Annotated in this window: 10 protein-coding genes; 9 read left to right on the top strand and 1 reads right to left on the bottom strand. The window is 44.8% G+C overall.

What is annotated here, in order from left to right; translation table 11 throughout:
* Positions 1–88: 88 nt before the first annotated feature.
* The gene (locus tag RB622_RS01765) at positions 89–3421 is read left to right on the top strand and encodes a TonB-dependent receptor (RefSeq protein WP_308044769.1); all 3333 of its coding nucleotides are present in this window, start codon (positions 89–91) and stop codon (positions 3419–3421) included.
* A 17-nt stretch (positions 3422–3438) separates the two neighbouring features.
* Positions 3439–4887, top strand: coding sequence for a RagB/SusD family nutrient uptake outer membrane protein (locus RB622_RS01760; protein WP_308044768.1), 1449 nt, complete (start codon positions 3439–3441; stop codon positions 4885–4887).
* 124 nt (positions 4888–5011) lie between these two features.
* On the opposite strand, the gene RB622_RS01755 is transcribed toward RB622_RS01760, so the two are convergent.
* Positions 5012–5959: a 2-dehydropantoate 2-reductase gene (locus tag RB622_RS01755; RefSeq protein WP_308044767.1), complete on the bottom strand. Its 948-nt coding sequence runs from the start codon at positions 5957–5959 to the stop codon at positions 5012–5014.
* Positions 5960–6573: 614 nt separating this feature from the next.
* Between RB622_RS01755 and RB622_RS01750 the strand changes: the two genes are divergently transcribed.
* The 7 genes from RB622_RS01750 (at position 6574) to RB622_RS01720 (ending at position 16802) form a co-directional block, all read left to right on the top strand.
* Positions 6574–7878 (top strand): hypothetical protein, encoded by a 1305-nt coding sequence (locus RB622_RS01750; protein WP_308044766.1) that lies wholly within the window; start codon positions 6574–6576, stop codon positions 7876–7878.
* A 225-nt stretch (positions 7879–8103) separates the two neighbouring features.
* Positions 8104–10863, top strand: a complete 2760-nt coding sequence (locus RB622_RS01745; RefSeq protein WP_308044765.1) for a DUF1553 domain-containing protein — start codon at positions 8104–8106, stop codon at positions 10861–10863.
* 33 nt (positions 10864–10896) lie between these two features.
* Positions 10897–12372 carry a DUF1501 domain-containing protein gene (locus RB622_RS01740; RefSeq protein ID WP_308044764.1) on the top strand — a complete coding sequence of 492 codons (1476 nt, stop codon included), beginning with the start codon at positions 10897–10899 and terminating at the stop codon, positions 12370–12372.
* Positions 12373–12388: 16 nt separating this feature from the next.
* A complete protein-coding gene (locus RB622_RS01735) occupies positions 12389–13888 on the top strand; it encodes a c-type cytochrome domain-containing protein (RefSeq protein WP_308044763.1) in 1500 nt (499 codons plus the stop codon).
* Positions 13889–13919: 31 nt separating this feature from the next.
* Positions 13920–14843, top strand: a complete 924-nt coding sequence (locus RB622_RS01730; RefSeq protein WP_308044762.1) for a sugar phosphate isomerase/epimerase — start codon at positions 13920–13922, stop codon at positions 14841–14843.
* 160 nt (positions 14844–15003) lie between these two features.
* Positions 15004–15600 carry an RNA polymerase sigma-70 factor gene (locus tag RB622_RS01725; protein WP_308044761.1) on the top strand — a complete coding sequence of 199 codons (597 nt, stop codon included), beginning with the start codon at positions 15004–15006 and terminating at the stop codon, positions 15598–15600.
* Between the two features lie 149 nt (positions 15601–15749).
* The gene (locus RB622_RS01720) at positions 15750–16802 is read left to right on the top strand and encodes a FecR family protein (protein WP_308044760.1); all 1053 of its coding nucleotides are present in this window, start codon (positions 15750–15752) and stop codon (positions 16800–16802) included.
* The last annotated feature ends 152 nt before the right edge of the window (positions 16803–16954 follow it).

Genomic DNA, 16954 nt, shown 5'->3' with positions numbered 1-16954 from the left:
ATTTTTAACGCTGCCGTCATGCAATGTCTTTACAGACATAAGGTACTTTTTTTGCCCTAATTTTAACCTTTAAAACCATCTATTACCCATGAAAAGACACCGACGCCTGAAGCACTGGCTTTGCTGCACATTGAAAATCTCTCTTATAACGGTACTGATATTCGGAGGACCGGTATCCGCGGCAAAGAGAAATAATCAGGAACTGATGGATCATAAAATAACAATGAAAGCTTCTCAGATAGAGTTGCGATCAGTTTTGAACCAGATCAGTAAAACAGTTGACGTAAACTTTACCTATAATTCAAAAGCCATACAGGCAGAACGCCGCGTTGATGTAAATTTTACCGACACAAAGCTCTCCGTTGTACTCGATCGCCTCCTTAAACCGCTTGCGATACAGCATCTGATTGTTGACGGGCAAATACTGCTGCGTCCTGAGTCGCAGCCACAGGGCAGGGCTGTGCTCCCGCCTTTGTCCGAAGAAAAGGTTTCTGACCGGACGATTACCGGGAAAATTACCGATGATAAAGGGGAGATTCTGCCCGGCGTTAGCATTGTACTAAAGGGCACCCAAAGAGGAACTTCGACCTCCGAAAACGGGACTTACACGCTGACGATTCCTGAGGGTGAGGGGACCCTGATCTTCTCTTTCGTAGGTTACATTTCACAGGAAGTTAATCTTTCGGGTAAATCCGTAGTCGATATCATGCTGCTTTCTGATACCAAAGCATTGCAGGAAGTGGTGGTGGTGGGTTATGGCTCCATGGAAAAAGCGGATATAACCGGCGCCATGTCTTCTGTGAAAGCTACGGAACTGGCAAAAGTTCCTTTTCCGCGTGCGGATCAGGCACTGCAGGGCCAGGCGGCTGGTGTGGTGGTTTCCAATTTTGGGTCACAGCCGGGTGGACAGGTGAATATCCGTATTCGCGGCGGGAACTCCATTAATGGCAGTAACGATCCTTTGATTGTTGTGGATGGTATTCTGGGGGTGGATTTTAATTCCGTCAATCCGAATGATATTGAGTCCATGGATATTCTTAAAGATGCCTCAGCGACAGCTATTTACGGATCACGCGGATCCAACGGGGTTATTATCATCACGACGAAAAGAGGGAAATCGGGGAAGACACAAGTTTCTTACTCTAACTTTTTCACCTTCTCAAAGGTGGCGAAAAAGATGGATTTGTTGAACGCAAAAGAGCATTATCAGCTTTTAAAGGAAATTGGTACATACAGTTCCGTGATCAAAAATTACGATCCTGATGCACCTGGTACGGATTGGCAAAAAGAGGTTTTTACGGTTGCGCCAACCATGGAACATCAGCTGGCACTTTCAGGTGGTTCTGAAAAGACGCAGTTCCGGATATCCGCCAATTATTTTAATCAGAAGGGGATCATTAAAAATACCGGATTTAAAAGAGGAACCCTCCGTTTTAATCTGGACCACACCGTATCCTCCCGACTTAAGATCGGACTTAATTTTAATGTTTTAAGATCGGGTCAGGACAACACCATCATCAATGCAGGCGCCGGATCCGACGGTGGCGGGGTTACCCAGGCCGCATTCCGGTTTTCTCCTTTGGTACCGGTATACGATGCTAATGGAAATTACTCCAAACCACTTCTGGTAGGTTCTCAGATCAACAATCCCATGGCCATTATCAACGATCGGACTGACAAGCTGATTACCAATAATATTCAGTCGCTCTTGTATGGTGAATGGAAAGTAATGGATAACCTTACATTTCGTTCCAGCATAGCTTATACGCTTAATCAAAGTACACGGAAATACTGGGCATCGAGCAATCTGCTTGAAGCAGCAGGTATGGGAGCCGGGATAATTGCAAACAGAGAAAACACGTTTTGGCTGAGTGAAAATATTTTGACTTATGATAAAAGCTTCAACCGCCACAAAATCAACGCGGTTGTAGGTTTCACGGCGCAGGGAACTGATAACTTCTCATCCGGTGCTACCGGTAAAGGGTTTTCGACGGAATCGCTGATGTACAATAACCTGTCGCTATCTCAGATCAATCAGATGCGTGTGGAGTCTAATGCAATCAACTCCAATATTGCGTCTTATCTGGGACGTGTCAATTATTCTTTTGACAATAAATATCTCTTTACTGTCAGCGGACGTGCGGATGGATCTTCCAAATTCTCTAAAAATCACAAATGGGGGTTTTTCCCATCGGCGGCGGCAGGATGGAGAATCAGCGAAGAAGAATTCCTGCGTAACAACGACAAGATCAGTAACCTGAAACTACGGGCCAGCTACGGAGCAACCGGTAGTGAGGCAATCCGTAGTTACCAGTCTCTGGCGACGATGAACATTACAACGTATTCATTGGGTACAGCCGAACTGGTTGGTCTCAATCTCGGATCGGTTGCCAACCCCGATTTGAAATGGGAAACCACCTATCAAACCAACATCGGTATTGACGCAGGGTTCCTGAACAACCGTATTTCACTATCCGTTGATTACTTCAAGAAATCGACCAGAGATCTGCTTTATCCTAAAAACGTTCCGTTCTATACGGGTTATTCGACGCAGATCCAGAACGTAGGAACCATGCAGAACAGAGGTTGGGAATTCAGTGCCACGTCGGTCAACACGACGAAGGGTTTGAAGTGGTCGACCACAGCGAATTTTTCTCTGATGAGAAATAAGATCGTTGATCTGGGAGGGGACTATGAATACACTGTGAACGCTTCCGGCGGTACCATTGCTGATTTCTCTACCACCGGGATCATGCGTGTAGGACAGCCTGCCGGTCTGTTTTATGGGTATATTTTCGACGGTATTTATCAGAATCAGTCAGCAGTGGATGCACTCCCTGCGGCAGGAGCGAAGCCTGGTGCAGTTAAGTTCAAAGATATCGATAATGACGGTGTGATTACGACGAAAGACAGAACCATCATTGGTAACCCGCAGCCGAGATTCATTTTTGGACTCACCAATAATTTCTCCTACAAAAATTTCAGCCTAAGCACACTTTTGCAGGGGACAACCGGAAACAAGGTTTTCAATATCAACCGGTATTTACTGGAATGGCCGGGAAGAGATGACAACACGCTTCGGTCTACATTGGGTTACTGGCACGGTGAAGGAACCTCAAATACCATGCAGGCATTGGGTGAAGCGCCAGGAGCGATGTCTACCCGTTTTATTGAAGACGGTTCTTATTTGAGATTGAAAAATGTAATGCTCAGCTATGACCTGCCTGCCGGTCTGTTAAGTAAAATCGGTGTTGGTAGCTTCAAAGTATATGTAAGCGGTCAGAATTTACTTACGATAACGAATTATTCTGGATTTGATCCGGAAGTCAATTCAAGAGACGGCAACTGGCAGATTGGTATCGACTATGGTGCATACCCTTCTGTAAAAGCTTATACAGTTGGATTAAATGTTAATTTCTAATCGGAAAATACTTGAAAATGAAAACTAAAATAATATTCTCGCTGTTGGCAACACTGATTTTTGTTTCCGGATGCGGTGATTTTCTTGAAGAAAAACCCCAATCAATTCTTTCTCCCGATGTTTTGCCTAAATCGGAAAAGGATGCAGATATGATGCTTCTGGGTACTGAGAGATACCTGGCCAATATGTACGATCGTCCTTTGTTTTTTCTGACCGAGATCAGTGCAGACCACGACTCGATTCACAACGAATCCATGGACTGGCTTTCTATTGCAAATTATACCTATACCAATGAAAGCGTTACGATTTCGGATACCTGGTTGGAACTGTACCGCATGGTCAATTCAGCCAATGTAATGATCGACAAGATACCAGGGGCGCCCATTGCACCGACGGTAAAGACGCAATATGTTCAGGCGGCTCAGTTTCTTCGCGCTTTGGGTTACTTCCATTTGGTACGCCTGTTTGGTGAAATTCCTTTGATCGATAAGCCGGTTGAAAATTTCAGTGAGGCCATGAAAATACAGAAAAGCAGTGTTCAGGATGTTTACAAGCTGATTCTTTCTGACCTGGCCGAAGCGGAAAAACTTCCTGCCAAGTGGGATCCCGTAGGGCGCCCAACAAGCGGAGCGGCCAAGGCACTTCTGGCAAAAGTATACATAACCATGGCCGGTTTTCCCTTAAAAGATCAATCCAAATGGGCACTGGCGGCAAGCAAAGCAAAAGAGGTTATTGATAATTACGGATACAGCCTGTTGCCGGCCGTATCGGATTTATGGCTGATCAAAAACAAGAACAGTAATGAACACATCTTTTCTGTTCAGAATAATGCGGGCGATGGCTCCCGTTCCATGCTTTCTGTTCAGGCACGTCCAAGAGAAGGGCTGGGCTCAGAATCGGGTTGGGGAACGTATTATACAACCAAACGTACCATGGCTTTGTTCGACGACAGCGATACACGTAAATCCGCTTCTTTCCTCACTGAAGTTACACTTCCGACGGGAAAAATCACCTATAAAGATGCCGGTTGGTGGAAGAATACGCCTCACATGAAAAAATTCTACGATTCCAACCGGTCTAACTTTTTGGAACGAAACCGTCGTACTGATATGAATTTTCCAATTTTTCGCCTTGCTGAGATGTATCTGATTCACGCGGAAGCGACCAATGAAGTGTCGGGTCCTGCGAATGCCTATACCTCAATCAACAAGTTGCGCGAACGGGCCTATGGTAATTCGGCAAACAATCTGGCGGGCTTGTCAAAAGAGCAATTCCGAGAAGCGGTAAAAAAGGAGTGGACCTATGAAACCATTTTCGAAGGAAAAAGAAGATATAATCTGATCCGGTGGGAAGACTTCGAGAAAGCCATGAAAGCCAACCCGCTTTCCGCTCCTTCGTTTTCTATCACCAAACATTTATACTATCCGGTTCCTTACAGAGAGAGTAACATCAATCCCAATCTGTAATATTTTCAAGGCTATTTCCTAATCCTGACACCTGCATGCGAAGCGGCGTTAAAACTTAAATGAAAAGTTTTAACGCCGCTTCAATGGTGATTACTCATTTCTCTTAAGATTGACCCGTTAACATTTAGGTTCTGGACAATTCGGATTTTAGTTTTGTCATTTCTCCCAATAAGGCTGTCACCGGAACATGGACTTTACCCGTCAAAAGCGCTGCTTTGACGATTGCGAAATTTAGTGTTTCGATCTCCGTTTCCCGCTTATTGAGTATGTCCTGATAGGTTGATATTTTCTGCCCGTCAGACATTTTACTGATAGCAAGTACGTTTTGTAGTACCTCATCTTCTGTTAACTGAATACCATTTTCCTTTGCCACAGCCAGGCATTCACGGATCACTGTTTTTGCAATTTGCAAGGCAGATTCATTCCGATGAAATATACCGTTATCCGTTTCAAGCAAAGGGCAAATCGAATTGAACACACAGTTGCTGATCACTTTTTTCCAGATTACTTGCTGAATGTCCGCTTCTGCCCGGAAAGAAAAAATGTCCGTATCGAGCTGTTCGATAATACGGTTGAGTACTTCCTCCGAGCCCTTAACCACGCCAACCGGTGATGAAGCAACCGACCTAAACCTTACTTTATTTTTTGTGATGGATTGACTGGTTGCCAGTAAAACACATCGGTAGAGTTCCGTAAAACCCAGCTCAATAAAGCTACTTTCGATGTACAGACCATTTTGCAGAAAAACGATTGGTGATTGTTTTGCTTTTAATTTAAGCTTGTCGGCCAGTCCCTGATTCCCAAATGATTTATTTGTTAACAATATGATTCCATCCAGCTTATCATAATTGCTTATCGAGCTAATCGTAACATCAGCCGCTAATATCCGGTCCCCAATTTCTATCTGGATATTTTCACAGACAACAGCTTGCTCATCCGTGCTCCCGCGTAGGATCGTCACCTTTCTTCCGTGGACGGTCAGTGCAACGGCCAGGGCTTTTGCAATTACCCCATTGCCGACAATGTATAAATCCTGATTGAAACCTGCTCCGTTTTTTGCTATTGACTCCATATTTAAATTAATACTTGAATGTTATTGTAGTACAGCATCGCCGTGAAAGTTCCTGTCACGACCGCCATAGCGGCAGCAATTCCCATCATTATTGAACCGCAACAATAGTAAAGATGAAGATAATCTAAACATTTTTTCACAATTAAAGGTGATGTTGGATTTTTTTGAGTTCGTGGACCGAAAAAATAATTTTCAACACAACTAACAATTTTTGCAATTGATTTTACTTTATTTGTATAAATGTTTGAACAAATATAATAAATCAGTTGTGGTTGCTCCGTGAATCTCTTTCTTTTCAAGTATAGGAGATGGTAGAATTACCAATTGATAAAAGCCTAATTGCCGATAAATTGACACAATTAGGTGATTAGAATAATATACTTTTTTATGTACATACATTTGAACATAAAAATCACAAAGAAGGAGGCTTTATGGTGGCGTATAATTTTTACAAATAAATGCCTTATGATGAAAGTGAGTGGAAGTATCTGTAAACGGATTCGGATCATTCTACCGGAAAATCGTTCGCCCCGAAACAGGCTTTATTTATCGTGTGTGTGAAAATGCCGCATGAAGTTATAGTGAGTTTAATTTTTAATTTTTTAATAGTTACAATGAAGAAAATCGGGTTTATAGGGCTTTTGTTGTGCATATCGGTTGCTGCAAACGCTCAGAAAAATACGGATAAAGCGTTGGCTTCTAAAATTTTACGGGACAGTCGGCTGGATACTGTTCAGAACCGCGCGCTAAATTTACTCAGTGGTTTCACTGCAGGTACCTCCTATGGCGAGGTCTGGATACGGGACTTTAATACCTTTATCAACGGTTCGTTGAAAATTCATAAGAAAGAAAAGGTAAAAGACTTGTTACTGGCATTTTTCCGGTTTCAGGGGAAGGACGGGAACATTGTGGATGGGTATATTCCCGACGAGAAGGCTGATAAGAGCTATATGCCCGACCGGTTTATCTATTCCAAACTCATGCCTGGTTATGCGGCGCACAAAAATACTGTCGAGACCGATCAGGAATCTTCCCTGATTCAGGCCATTGGAAAATATATCGACTATACGTCCGACACCTCTATTCTCAACGAGACTGTGGACGGCATTTCGGTCCTGAAAAGAATGGAAATGGCTATGAATTTTATTTTAACAAAACGCTGGTCGCCCAAACATGGACTGGTTATCGGTGCGACTACGGTCGACTGGGGGGATGTGCAGCCGGATACAAGCAGTATCGGGGTGGAGATCAATAAGGAAACAAAATGGGCGATCGACGTATATGACAATGCGATGTTTTACATGGCGATCAATGATTTTGTCCGTCTGGCGCCTAAAAATTATAAGCCGGAGAAGAACTGGGTGAAAATCGCGGGCGAGCTGAAAAAAAATACCCGTACTCATTTGTGGCGTGCAGGGCAGCAAAAGTATATTCCGCACCTTTATCTTAACGGAAGTCCATTTTCTGCTGATTTTAAGGAAGATGAGCTGCTGTATTCGGGCGGCAGCGCCTGTGCGGTACTGGCCGGGTTGAACACAGTTGCGGAAATCAAACAGATCAATCAGCAATTACTGGCCATGGCTGCGAAAGAAAAATACGCAACCGTCGGCGTGACGGTTTATCCGCCATATCCCTTGAAGGAATTTCCCAATATGGCGCCCTATGTTTACCAGAACGCAGGTGACTGGACCTGGTTTGGCGGACGATTTGTGCAGGGGCTGATCAAGTATAATCTCGTCCAGGAAGCCTATGCCGACCTAAATCCGATGATCGACAGAGTACTTAAAAACAAAGGATTCTATGAGTGGTACGATATCAGAACCGGAGCCCCTAAGGGATCAGGCGAGTTCCGCGGTGAGGCGGGCGTGTTATTGGATGCGATTACGATGCTGCGCACTTGGGCGAAATTGAACCAATAACCAATCAGGTTATTGACTGATCGCGCCTGGTGGCTGTAATTCATATTGGTTTTGCAAACATTGTATTATAAAATGCCAATCGAAAATCATTTTGTAGGATTAAATGATAATATTTTTGCATAAAATATGCAAAGTCGAATCGTTTGATATTGGTTTACCGACCCGATGTGATGGCCGGTAGCATGGATGATTCTGTAAATAGTTAAAATAAATAGAATAGTTTAAATGAAAAAAAGCGTTTTTCTGGGTTTGGGCGTATTCGTGATACTGATTTCGGTTGTCTGGTGGAAAGGTGGTCTGTTTGAGCATCAGGTGGACTATAACACGGAGGTAAAACCCATTCTGAATAAAAACTGCATGGGGTGCCACGGTGGTGTCAAGAAGGCAGGGGACGTCAGCTTTTTGTTTGAGCACGAAATGCTTGAACCGGGGAAGTCCGGTAAATTTCCCGTTGTGCGGGGTGATGCGCACGCGAGTGAAATGATCCGCCGGATTCTGACAGATGATGCCGATGAAAAAATGCCGAAAAACGGTAACCCGCTCAGCAAAGATGAAGTGGATATACTAACAAAATGGATTGATCAGGGGGCGAAATGGGAAACACATTGGTCGTACCGACGTATCGAAAAGCCGGAAGTCCCTTCTGTTCATAATGTTTGGAATCTTTTTGGTCTCTTTGACGGAGAGGGAAGAAACTGGGCGAAAAATGAGATCGATCAGTTTACGCTGCAAAAATTAAAAGAAAAAGAGCTTTCACCTTCTTCGGAGGCCGACAAGGCAACCTTGCTCAGACGGGTTAGCCTGGATTTGACCGGACTTCCCCCCACGGAAAAAGAAGTAGCGGATTTTGAAAAAGACAATTCTACAAACGCTTATGAAAAGGTGGTTGACAGGTTGTTGAAATCACAATCTTTCGGGGAACGATGGACGTCGATGTGGCTCGATCTGGCCCGCTATGCCGATACCAAAGGATATGAAAAAGACAATGGAAGAAGGATCTGGCGTTACCGGGACTATGTCGTTAAATCTTTTAACGCCGATAAACCGTTCGATTTGTTTACCATTGAACAGCTGGCGGGGGATCTTATGCCTCAAAAGAATGGTTTGCCTGCTGATGAACAGATGATCGCGACGGGTTTTCACCGAAATACCATGAATAACGACGAGGGCGGTACTTCTGACGAGGAGTTCCGGGTCGCAGCCCTGATTGACCGTACCAATACGACATGGGAGGTTTGGCAGGGGACCACCTTTGCCTGCATCCAATGCCACAGCCATCCTTACGATCCCATCTCGCACGATGAATATTATAAGTACATGGCATTTTTCAACAACACGCGTGATGAAGATGTGCCCAACGACTCGCCTACGCTGCGTTTCTACAAAGGTGATGACTCGCTGAAAGTAGCGCGGATCATTGATTGGGTTTCTAAACACGATCCGAAGCAAACCAACAATTTTGCTCAGTTTATGCGGGTGATGGAGCCCAAAATTAATTCGCATGATTTCAAAATTATTGGCGGGGCCACGTTGCTGGACGGAAAATATCTTGGTTTAAAGCATAAAACATCAGGAAAGCTTCCGGCGGCAAATCTGCAAGGGATGAACCGTATGTTAATTTCTATGGGCAGCGACATTGATAAGGCGGTTTTGACCATAAAAAGGGATACGCTGGACAAAGCGATTATTGCCCGGGTTAATGTTCCGAATACCGGTGGCCGGGATACCGTGATGGTGGTGTCGATAGCGGATGTGACGGGTAAACAGGACTTGTATTTTAGCCTGGAAAGTCCGAAAATGCCGCAAAACTGGGTTCGGATTAAATGGCTGACGTTTCAAAAGGAGATTCCCGGAAAAAACGAAAGTGATTATCCTGCGATAGTGGCTGATTATTCCGGACTTCTGAATAAAGGAATTGAAGACATTCCTGTTTTCTGGGAAGGGCGGGGAGATTTCGCCAGAAAGACGAATGTCTTCGTTCGGGGCAACTGGATGGTAAAAGGCGCGGAGGTTAAGCCCGACGTTCCCAAACTGCTTTATGCGATGCCAAAGGAATATTCGCGGGACCGTTTGGGACTGGCAAAATGGATTGTCAACCGTGAAAACGCGTTAACCGGGCGGGTTATTGTCAACCGTTTCTGGGAACAGCTTTTTGGGCGGGGCATTGTTGAAACCGTAGAGGATTTTGGTTCACAAGGCAGTGAACCGACGCATCGGGAGCTTTTGGATTGGCTGGCCGTTGAATTTATGGAAACCGACCATTGGAGCGTTAAGAAACTCTTAAAACGAATTGTCATGTCGGCGACCTACCGTCAAAGCTCAAAAACGGATAATGAAAAACTGGAAAAGGATCCTTACAATATCTGGATATCCAGAGGACCCCGGGTGAGGCTGAGCGCTGAGCAGGTACGCGATCAGGCTTTGGCATGCAGTGGATTACTTTCGCGTAAAATGTATGGCCCGGGCGTAATGCCTGCGCAACCTGATAAAATCTGGCAGTCACCATACAGCGGGGAAAAGTGGGTGCTCAGCGAGGGTGAAGACCGTTACCGCAGAGGACTTTATACGTATTGGAAGCGCACGTCGCCTTATCCTTCGATGGTCACCTTTGATGCACCAAGCAGGGAGTTTTGCCAGTCAAGACGAATACTTACCAACACGCCTCTTCAGGCATTGGTAACACTGAATGACCCCGTTTATCTGGAAGCGGCTGAAAACCTTGCGGCAAACATGCAAAAACGGGGGAAGACACCGGAACAGCAACTGACAGAAGGATATCGGATGCTAACCTTCCGTAACATTGAGAAGAAGAACTTACACGTCTTGGTTGATGTGTACCGGCAGGCATTGAGTGCTTATAAAAAGAAGCCGGTGGAAGCCGATAGCATGCTGCCGTATGGCAAAGAAAAATCTCCGGAACTGGCTGCGCTGACGGTTTCGGCCAATGTCATGCTCAATCTCGACAATGTAGTAACCAAGGAATAACAAGAAAGTTAATACGCAGGATTTTAAATCATTATGGAAAAGCTGCTCAGGGAATTACAACATACAAAATTGCACAGTCAAACCAGGCGTCATTTTTTGCAATCAGCCGGTTTTGGGCTGGGGGCTTTGGGTTTAGGATCTTTGCTGGGGTCCTGCGGAACTTCGGCGGCTGAAAGTAGCGTGGCGGCAGGGGGATTAAAGGCGGGTATCCCGCAATTTGCGCCCAAAGCCAAACGGGTCATCTACATCCATATGGCAGGAGCACCATCGCAACTTGAACTCTTTGATTATAAGCCGGAACTGATTAAATACCACGGCAAGGATTGTCCGGCAGAGTTTCTGGAAGGGAAGAAATTTGCTTTTATACAAGGCGTCCCCAAGATGCTCGGTCCGCAAGGAGAATTTAGACAGCATGGGCAATCCGGAGCATGGATATCCGATTATTTGCCCCATTTACAAACCGTAGCCGATGAAATTACATTTCTGAAGGCAGTTCATACCGATCAGTTTAATCATGCTCCTGCACAATTATTGATGCATACGGGAAGCCCGCGTTTAGGGCGGCCGAGTTTAGGTGCTTGGGCTGTTTATGGTCTGGGTTCTGAAAATCAGAATTTGCCGGGATTTATTGTTTTGGCATCCGGTGGTCAGCAGCCTGATGCGGGTAAAAGCGTGTACGGAAGTGGTTTTTTACCGTCTGTTTATCAGGGTGTTCAGTGCCGGACAGGCGGGGATCCGGTGTTGTATGTGAGTGATCCTGACGGAATGAACCGTGATATTCGCAAACAAACGATTGAAGCCATCAATAAAATCAACAAACAAACCTACGAGGACGTCCGCGACCCTGAAATTTTGACCCGCATAAGTCAGTATGAAATGGCATTCAGGATGCAAATGTCCGTTCCGGAGGTGATGGATGTTTCGAAAGAACCGCAGTTTATTCTGGATATGTACGGCGTAAAACCTGGTGAAGGGACCTTTGCAATGAATTGCCTGCTGGCCCGGAAACTGGTTGAAAATGACGTTCGTTTTGTGCAGCTTTTTGACTGGGGCTGGGATGGTCATGGTACATCGGAAAAAGACAATGTCGAAGGCGGTTTACGCCAGAAATGTCGGGCTTCCGACAAACCCGTGGCTGCCTTGATTCAGGACCTTAAAATGCGGGGACTTTTGGAAGACACACTGGTGATCTGGGGTGCGGAATTTGGCCGGACACCCATGCAGGAAAACAGAAATGGCCTCGTAATGCCATACATGGGACGCGATCATCACCTGGAAGCGTTTACAATGTGGATGGCCGGCGGCGGAGTTAAAAATGGTATTTCCCATGGTGAAACCGACGAACTGGGTTATTATGGCGTAAAAGACCGTGTGCACGTGCATGACCTGCACGCGACTATTCTGCATCAAATGGGCTTCGATCACGAGAAGTTTACATATCCCTTTCAGGGAAGAAATTTTAGGCTCACCGATACTGAGGGTAAGGTCATTAAACAGATTTTAGCCTAATTCATCTTTATAAAATATGTTTGACATTCTTCTGCAATCGTCCGGCTGGACGCTCTTTGTTGGCAGGTTTCATCCTGTTCTGGTTCATTTGCCAATAGGCTTTTTATTAATAGCCGCTTTATTGGAAATAGGACGCCGCGCAGGTAAAATACCTGTGAGCGTATCGGTCATTAACTTTATTTTATTCTGGTCTGCTGTCGGTGCTTCTGTTGCTTGCGTGGCCGGTTACTTTCTTTCGTTAGGCGGTGGTTATGATGCAGCATTACTCGAAAGTCATAAATGGCAAGGGGTGGGTGTTGCTGTTTTTGCATGGGTGGCGTGGATGGTAAGTTCCGGCTGGTTTAATAAAAAAATGCCCCGTATTTCCGTGCTTTATTTACCGGCATTCGGGCTGTCTACTTTGCTTACGCTAACGGCCGGGCATGACGGAGGTTCGTTGACGCATGGAGAGGGATATCTCACCCAAAACATGCCCGGACCTTTACGCAATTTGGCCGGAATACCACCCGCCGAGGTACTGTCAACGGATATAAAGCCGATCGGAAATATTGAACAAGCCGTTGTTTATGAGGATATTGTAAAACCCATGATGAAACAAAGCTGTGTGCAATGCCACAACGAAAGTAAGAAAAAAGGGGATTTACGCCTTGACGAGTTTGCCTTTATGATGAAAGGAGGGGAGGGCGGTCCCGCTTTGGTTGCGGGTAAAAGTACGGAAAGCGATTTGGTCAAACGGTGTCTGCTTCCTGAAAACGATGATGACCATATGCCTCCCAAGGGAAAACCGCAACTGACGAGTGAGCAGATTACGCTTTTGTCGTGGTGGATCGACCAGGGGGCACCGGTTGACAAGAAAGTATCCGACTTAAAAGTTTCTGATCAGGTTAAACCGGCACTTGCGTCCTTGAAATCAACGGCAAAAGGTACGGGCTCCGGGATAGGAGGAAGATCCGAATCTTTGATCGCTAAGTTAGCGGTTTCTGTGCCGGACCAAAAGAGTATTGAAGCGTTGCGGAAAGCGGGTTTGACGGTGAATAAACTTTCACAAGATCAGAATCTGCTGGAAGTCAGTGCCGTTAACGCGCCGGGTTTTGGTGATGCACAAATCAGCTTGCTATTACCTTTGTCCGAACAGATCACCTGGCTGAAACTGGGTGGAACAAAAATATCAGATCAGTCTTTGAAAGAAATAGCCAGACTGAAAAATCTTAATAAATTGCACCTCGAACATACTGCGGTAACTGACGCAGGCATTGCAGATTTGAAATCGCTTTCCTATCTCCAGTATGTGAATCTGTTTGATACGAAAATCTCGGACAGCGGCTTGAAAAATATCGCCGGAATGAAAAGTTTAAGATCCGTTTATGTCTGGCAGTCTGGTGTGACGGACAGCGTTGTCAGTCAGGTTGCAAAGCAGTATCCCAATCTGTCAATCGTTCATGGCCTTAGTGCGTCTGCCATGGCCAGATTTATCAAGTCGGATGATACGACGGCGGCAGGAATTGTTGCAAAATAAGTTGCCTATTGTTTCAATTAAATTGTTAAAAATGAATCGTCGTAATTTTATGGGAGCCGGCATTGCAAGTGCGGGAATCCTGGCTGGAATTGAAAGAATTGAAGATAAAGAGGCAGCCCCTGTTCGTTTTAATGACAAACGATCACTCAAAATTTTTGCGACGAACTGGGGGTTTTCCGGGTCTGTCGACACGTTTTGCGCCGCCATTAAAAAAGAAGGCTATGACGGGACGGAAATGTGGTGGCCAGGAAATAAGGAAAAACAGGCTGAATTATTTACAGCCCTAAAAAAGTACGAACTTGAAGTTGGCTTTTTATGCGGTTCGGGTTCGGTCGATTATGCGGATCACCGGGATTCTTTTAAAAAGTCCATCAATGCAGCTACCTCGGAATTTGGACAAAAGCCGCTTTTTATCAATTGCCATAGCGGAAAGGATTTTTTCACCTACGAGCAAAATAAGGTGTTGATTGACCACACAACTGAAGTTTCGTCCAGAACGGGTATTCCAATTTATCATGAAACGCATCGGGGACGTATGCTTTTTGCCGCCCACATTGCCCGAAACTTTATTGAGAAAAATCCCGGACTCAAACTGACGCTGGATATTTCGCATTGGTGCAATGTTCATGAGAGCCTCTTGCAAGATCAGGAAGAAACGATTAAACTTGCACTCAGCAGAGTGGGACATATTCATTCCAGGATTGGTCATGAAGAAGGGCCTCAGGTGAACGACCCCCGTGCTCCTGAATGGGAAGCGGCCGTAAAGGCGCATCTGGGCTGGTGGGATACCGTGGTAAGCCATAAGGTGAAAAGTGGTGAAACACTTACTGTTTTAACAGAATTTGGTCCGCCCAATTATATGCAAACGCTGCCGTACACCAAACGGCCCGTTGCCGATCAGTGGGATATCAATGTGTATATGATGAATTTATTCAGAAAACGATATGTGAAGTAAGAGATCAAATAGTACCGATGATGGACTAGAGCGAGTAGTATATTTTGGTCTTCGTCTTCTAGCTAAGATTATTTCTTTAACGGGCATATGAAAGTGCTTGTCCGGTGGAAAGTCTGCGGGTAAAGTTAGTTTGCAAAATTATCATCATCACGTCAAGCGTATGCAAAGTATTTTTATAAGCAATGAGCTATTAGTTGAGAGGTTAGAACAGGGAGATGAATATGCATTCGAGCAAATCTATGATCGGTACTGGCATAGGCTTTACAGGGCCGCGCTGAACAAAATCAAAGTGCCGGATGAGGCCAAGGAAATCGTGCAGGACATTTTCCTTGATTTATGGCTTCGGCATGGAACCGTGTGCATCGGCGAATTAGAGAATTATCTTCATCGTGCGGTTAAGTTTAAAGTCCTGGATTTTTTCAAAAAAGAAATAGTCCGGAGGAATTATGACAAATTTGCCTTCGTTAACATGTCGGAAGTTGCTTGGGACACGGAGGAAGAGCTGGCATACAACGACCTAAATCAGCTACTGATAGCCTGTATTGACCTTTTGCCTCCAAAAACCAGGGTTGTTTTCGAGTTGAGTAAGATACAACATAAGTCCAACGGAGAGGTCGCAAAAATGCTGAAAATATCAACAAGATCCGTGGAGTATCATCTTAGCCAGGGATTAAAAACGCTTCGCATCCAATTGCAGGATTATGACATTTACATATTTCTGCTTTTATCCCAATATCTGCTGTCACAAAGGCTGTGAAATTTTATATAAATATTTTAATATATTTTAGATTAAATGCATTGTTTAGTATAAACTTTCCAATACTTAATAAAATTATTTGTGGCTGGTACCCTGGCAAGTCTACTTACACATAGGAACAATTCTGTTTTTAACGTTAAGGTACAGACATGCACAAGAGTTGGAAAGGATTTTACCGGCTGTTACATCGTTATCAGAACGGAACGATTAACCCGATCAAGAAACAGGTGATGGATTTTTGGTATGATTCCATTAATCATGCCAAGGCTGATGATGTACCAGTGGAGAATCTGAGGTTGAAAGAGGATATGTGGAACGCTATCCGGCAGAAAATGTATGAAAAACCGGAAGTGCAGGAATCATTTGTTATTAAAAAGTGGTGGCAATCGGTATACTTCAAGTTTGCAGCCACGGCTCTTTTTCTGATATCAAGTTTTATTTTTTATAAAGCCGTTACGGAACGGAAGACGATTATTGCGGAGGTTCCCGACTCGGTGATCAGTGCGTTGGTGCAGCAAGTTAACAATAGCCAAAAGCTCAAATTAATAAAACTCTCTGATGGCAGCGAGGTCTCACTTTATCCCGGATCAACATTATTTTATCCGGAAGTTTTTAAAGGCGGAGAGCGTAAAGTTTTTTTGAAAGGAGATGGTTTTTTTGATGTGGCGCATGATCGTAGCAAGCCTTTCCTGGTCTATTCTGACCATATCATCACAAAAGTTGTCGGTACGAGCTTTACGATCAAAAGGAACAGCCGCAGCGGTATTGAGGTATCGGTTTTAACCGGTTTGGTTAAAGTTCGGGAAAATTTAGACTACAAAGGCACGATCCTGACCGGCAGGGAGGTCACGCTGACGCCAAACAAGAAGGTGACTTTTTCGCCAGACAGCAGGGAAATGATAACCGGATTGGTGAAAGAACCCATCGTTGTGCAACGGCTGGAAGGAATTGCTTATAAGTCTGGTCGTTTCAACTATAATGACACGCCTGTTTCCACGATCATCTCACAGTTGGAAAAAGCCTATGGCGTGTCCATTGTTCCCGAAAACAAAAATCTTGCGAATTGCAGCATAACAGCCGATGCATCGAATATAGAAAATCTGTTCGAAGTACTGGACATTTTATGCGCCGCGATAGACGCCAGCTACGAGGTAAAGGGAGAGCGGATTTTCCTGAATGGCCCCGGATGCAAGCCTATCTGATCGTTTTTTTTAATTTATCCTTTAACAACAGCTACATGAATACAAACTCTACTTAACTAAAAAGGACCGAATATGCAGGAAACATAGTTCGGTCCCAACCCCATCCCCGGAAAATCCTGGTTGTTTCATTCTGGACAAATGAAATACTGGGA

Source organism: Dyadobacter sp. LHD-138 (genome assembly GCF_030929615.1).
Taxonomy (GTDB): domain Bacteria; phylum Bacteroidota; class Bacteroidia; order Cytophagales; family Spirosomataceae; genus Dyadobacter.
Note: the sequence above shows the minus strand (reverse complement) of the source record. Positions and strands in the feature narration are given on the sequence as shown.

Excerpts from the sequence above, each read along its gene's own strand:
- RB622_RS01765 (WP_308044769.1), top strand. The coding sequence starts at position 89 with ATGAAAAGACACCGACGCCTGAAGCACTGGCTTTGCTGCACATTGAAA.
- RB622_RS01760 (WP_308044768.1), top strand. The coding sequence starts at position 3,439 with ATGAAAACTAAAATAATATTCTCGCTGTTGGCAACACTGATTTTTGTT.
- RB622_RS01755 (WP_308044767.1), bottom strand. The coding sequence starts at position 5,959 with ATGGAGTCAATAGCAAAAAACGGAGCAGGTTTCAATCAGGATTTATAC.
- RB622_RS01750 (WP_308044766.1), top strand. The coding sequence starts at position 6,574 with ATGAAGAAAATCGGGTTTATAGGGCTTTTGTTGTGCATATCGGTTGCT.
- RB622_RS01745 (WP_308044765.1), top strand. The coding sequence starts at position 8,104 with ATGAAAAAAAGCGTTTTTCTGGGTTTGGGCGTATTCGTGATACTGATT.
- RB622_RS01740 (WP_308044764.1), top strand. The coding sequence starts at position 10,897 with ATGGAAAAGCTGCTCAGGGAATTACAACATACAAAATTGCACAGTCAA.
- RB622_RS01735 (WP_308044763.1), top strand. The coding sequence starts at position 12,389 with ATGTTTGACATTCTTCTGCAATCGTCCGGCTGGACGCTCTTTGTTGGC.
- RB622_RS01730 (WP_308044762.1), top strand. The coding sequence starts at position 13,920 with ATGAATCGTCGTAATTTTATGGGAGCCGGCATTGCAAGTGCGGGAATC.
- RB622_RS01725 (WP_308044761.1), top strand. The coding sequence starts at position 15,004 with ATGCAAAGTATTTTTATAAGCAATGAGCTATTAGTTGAGAGGTTAGAA.
- RB622_RS01720 (WP_308044760.1), top strand. The coding sequence starts at position 15,750 with ATGCACAAGAGTTGGAAAGGATTTTACCGGCTGTTACATCGTTATCAG.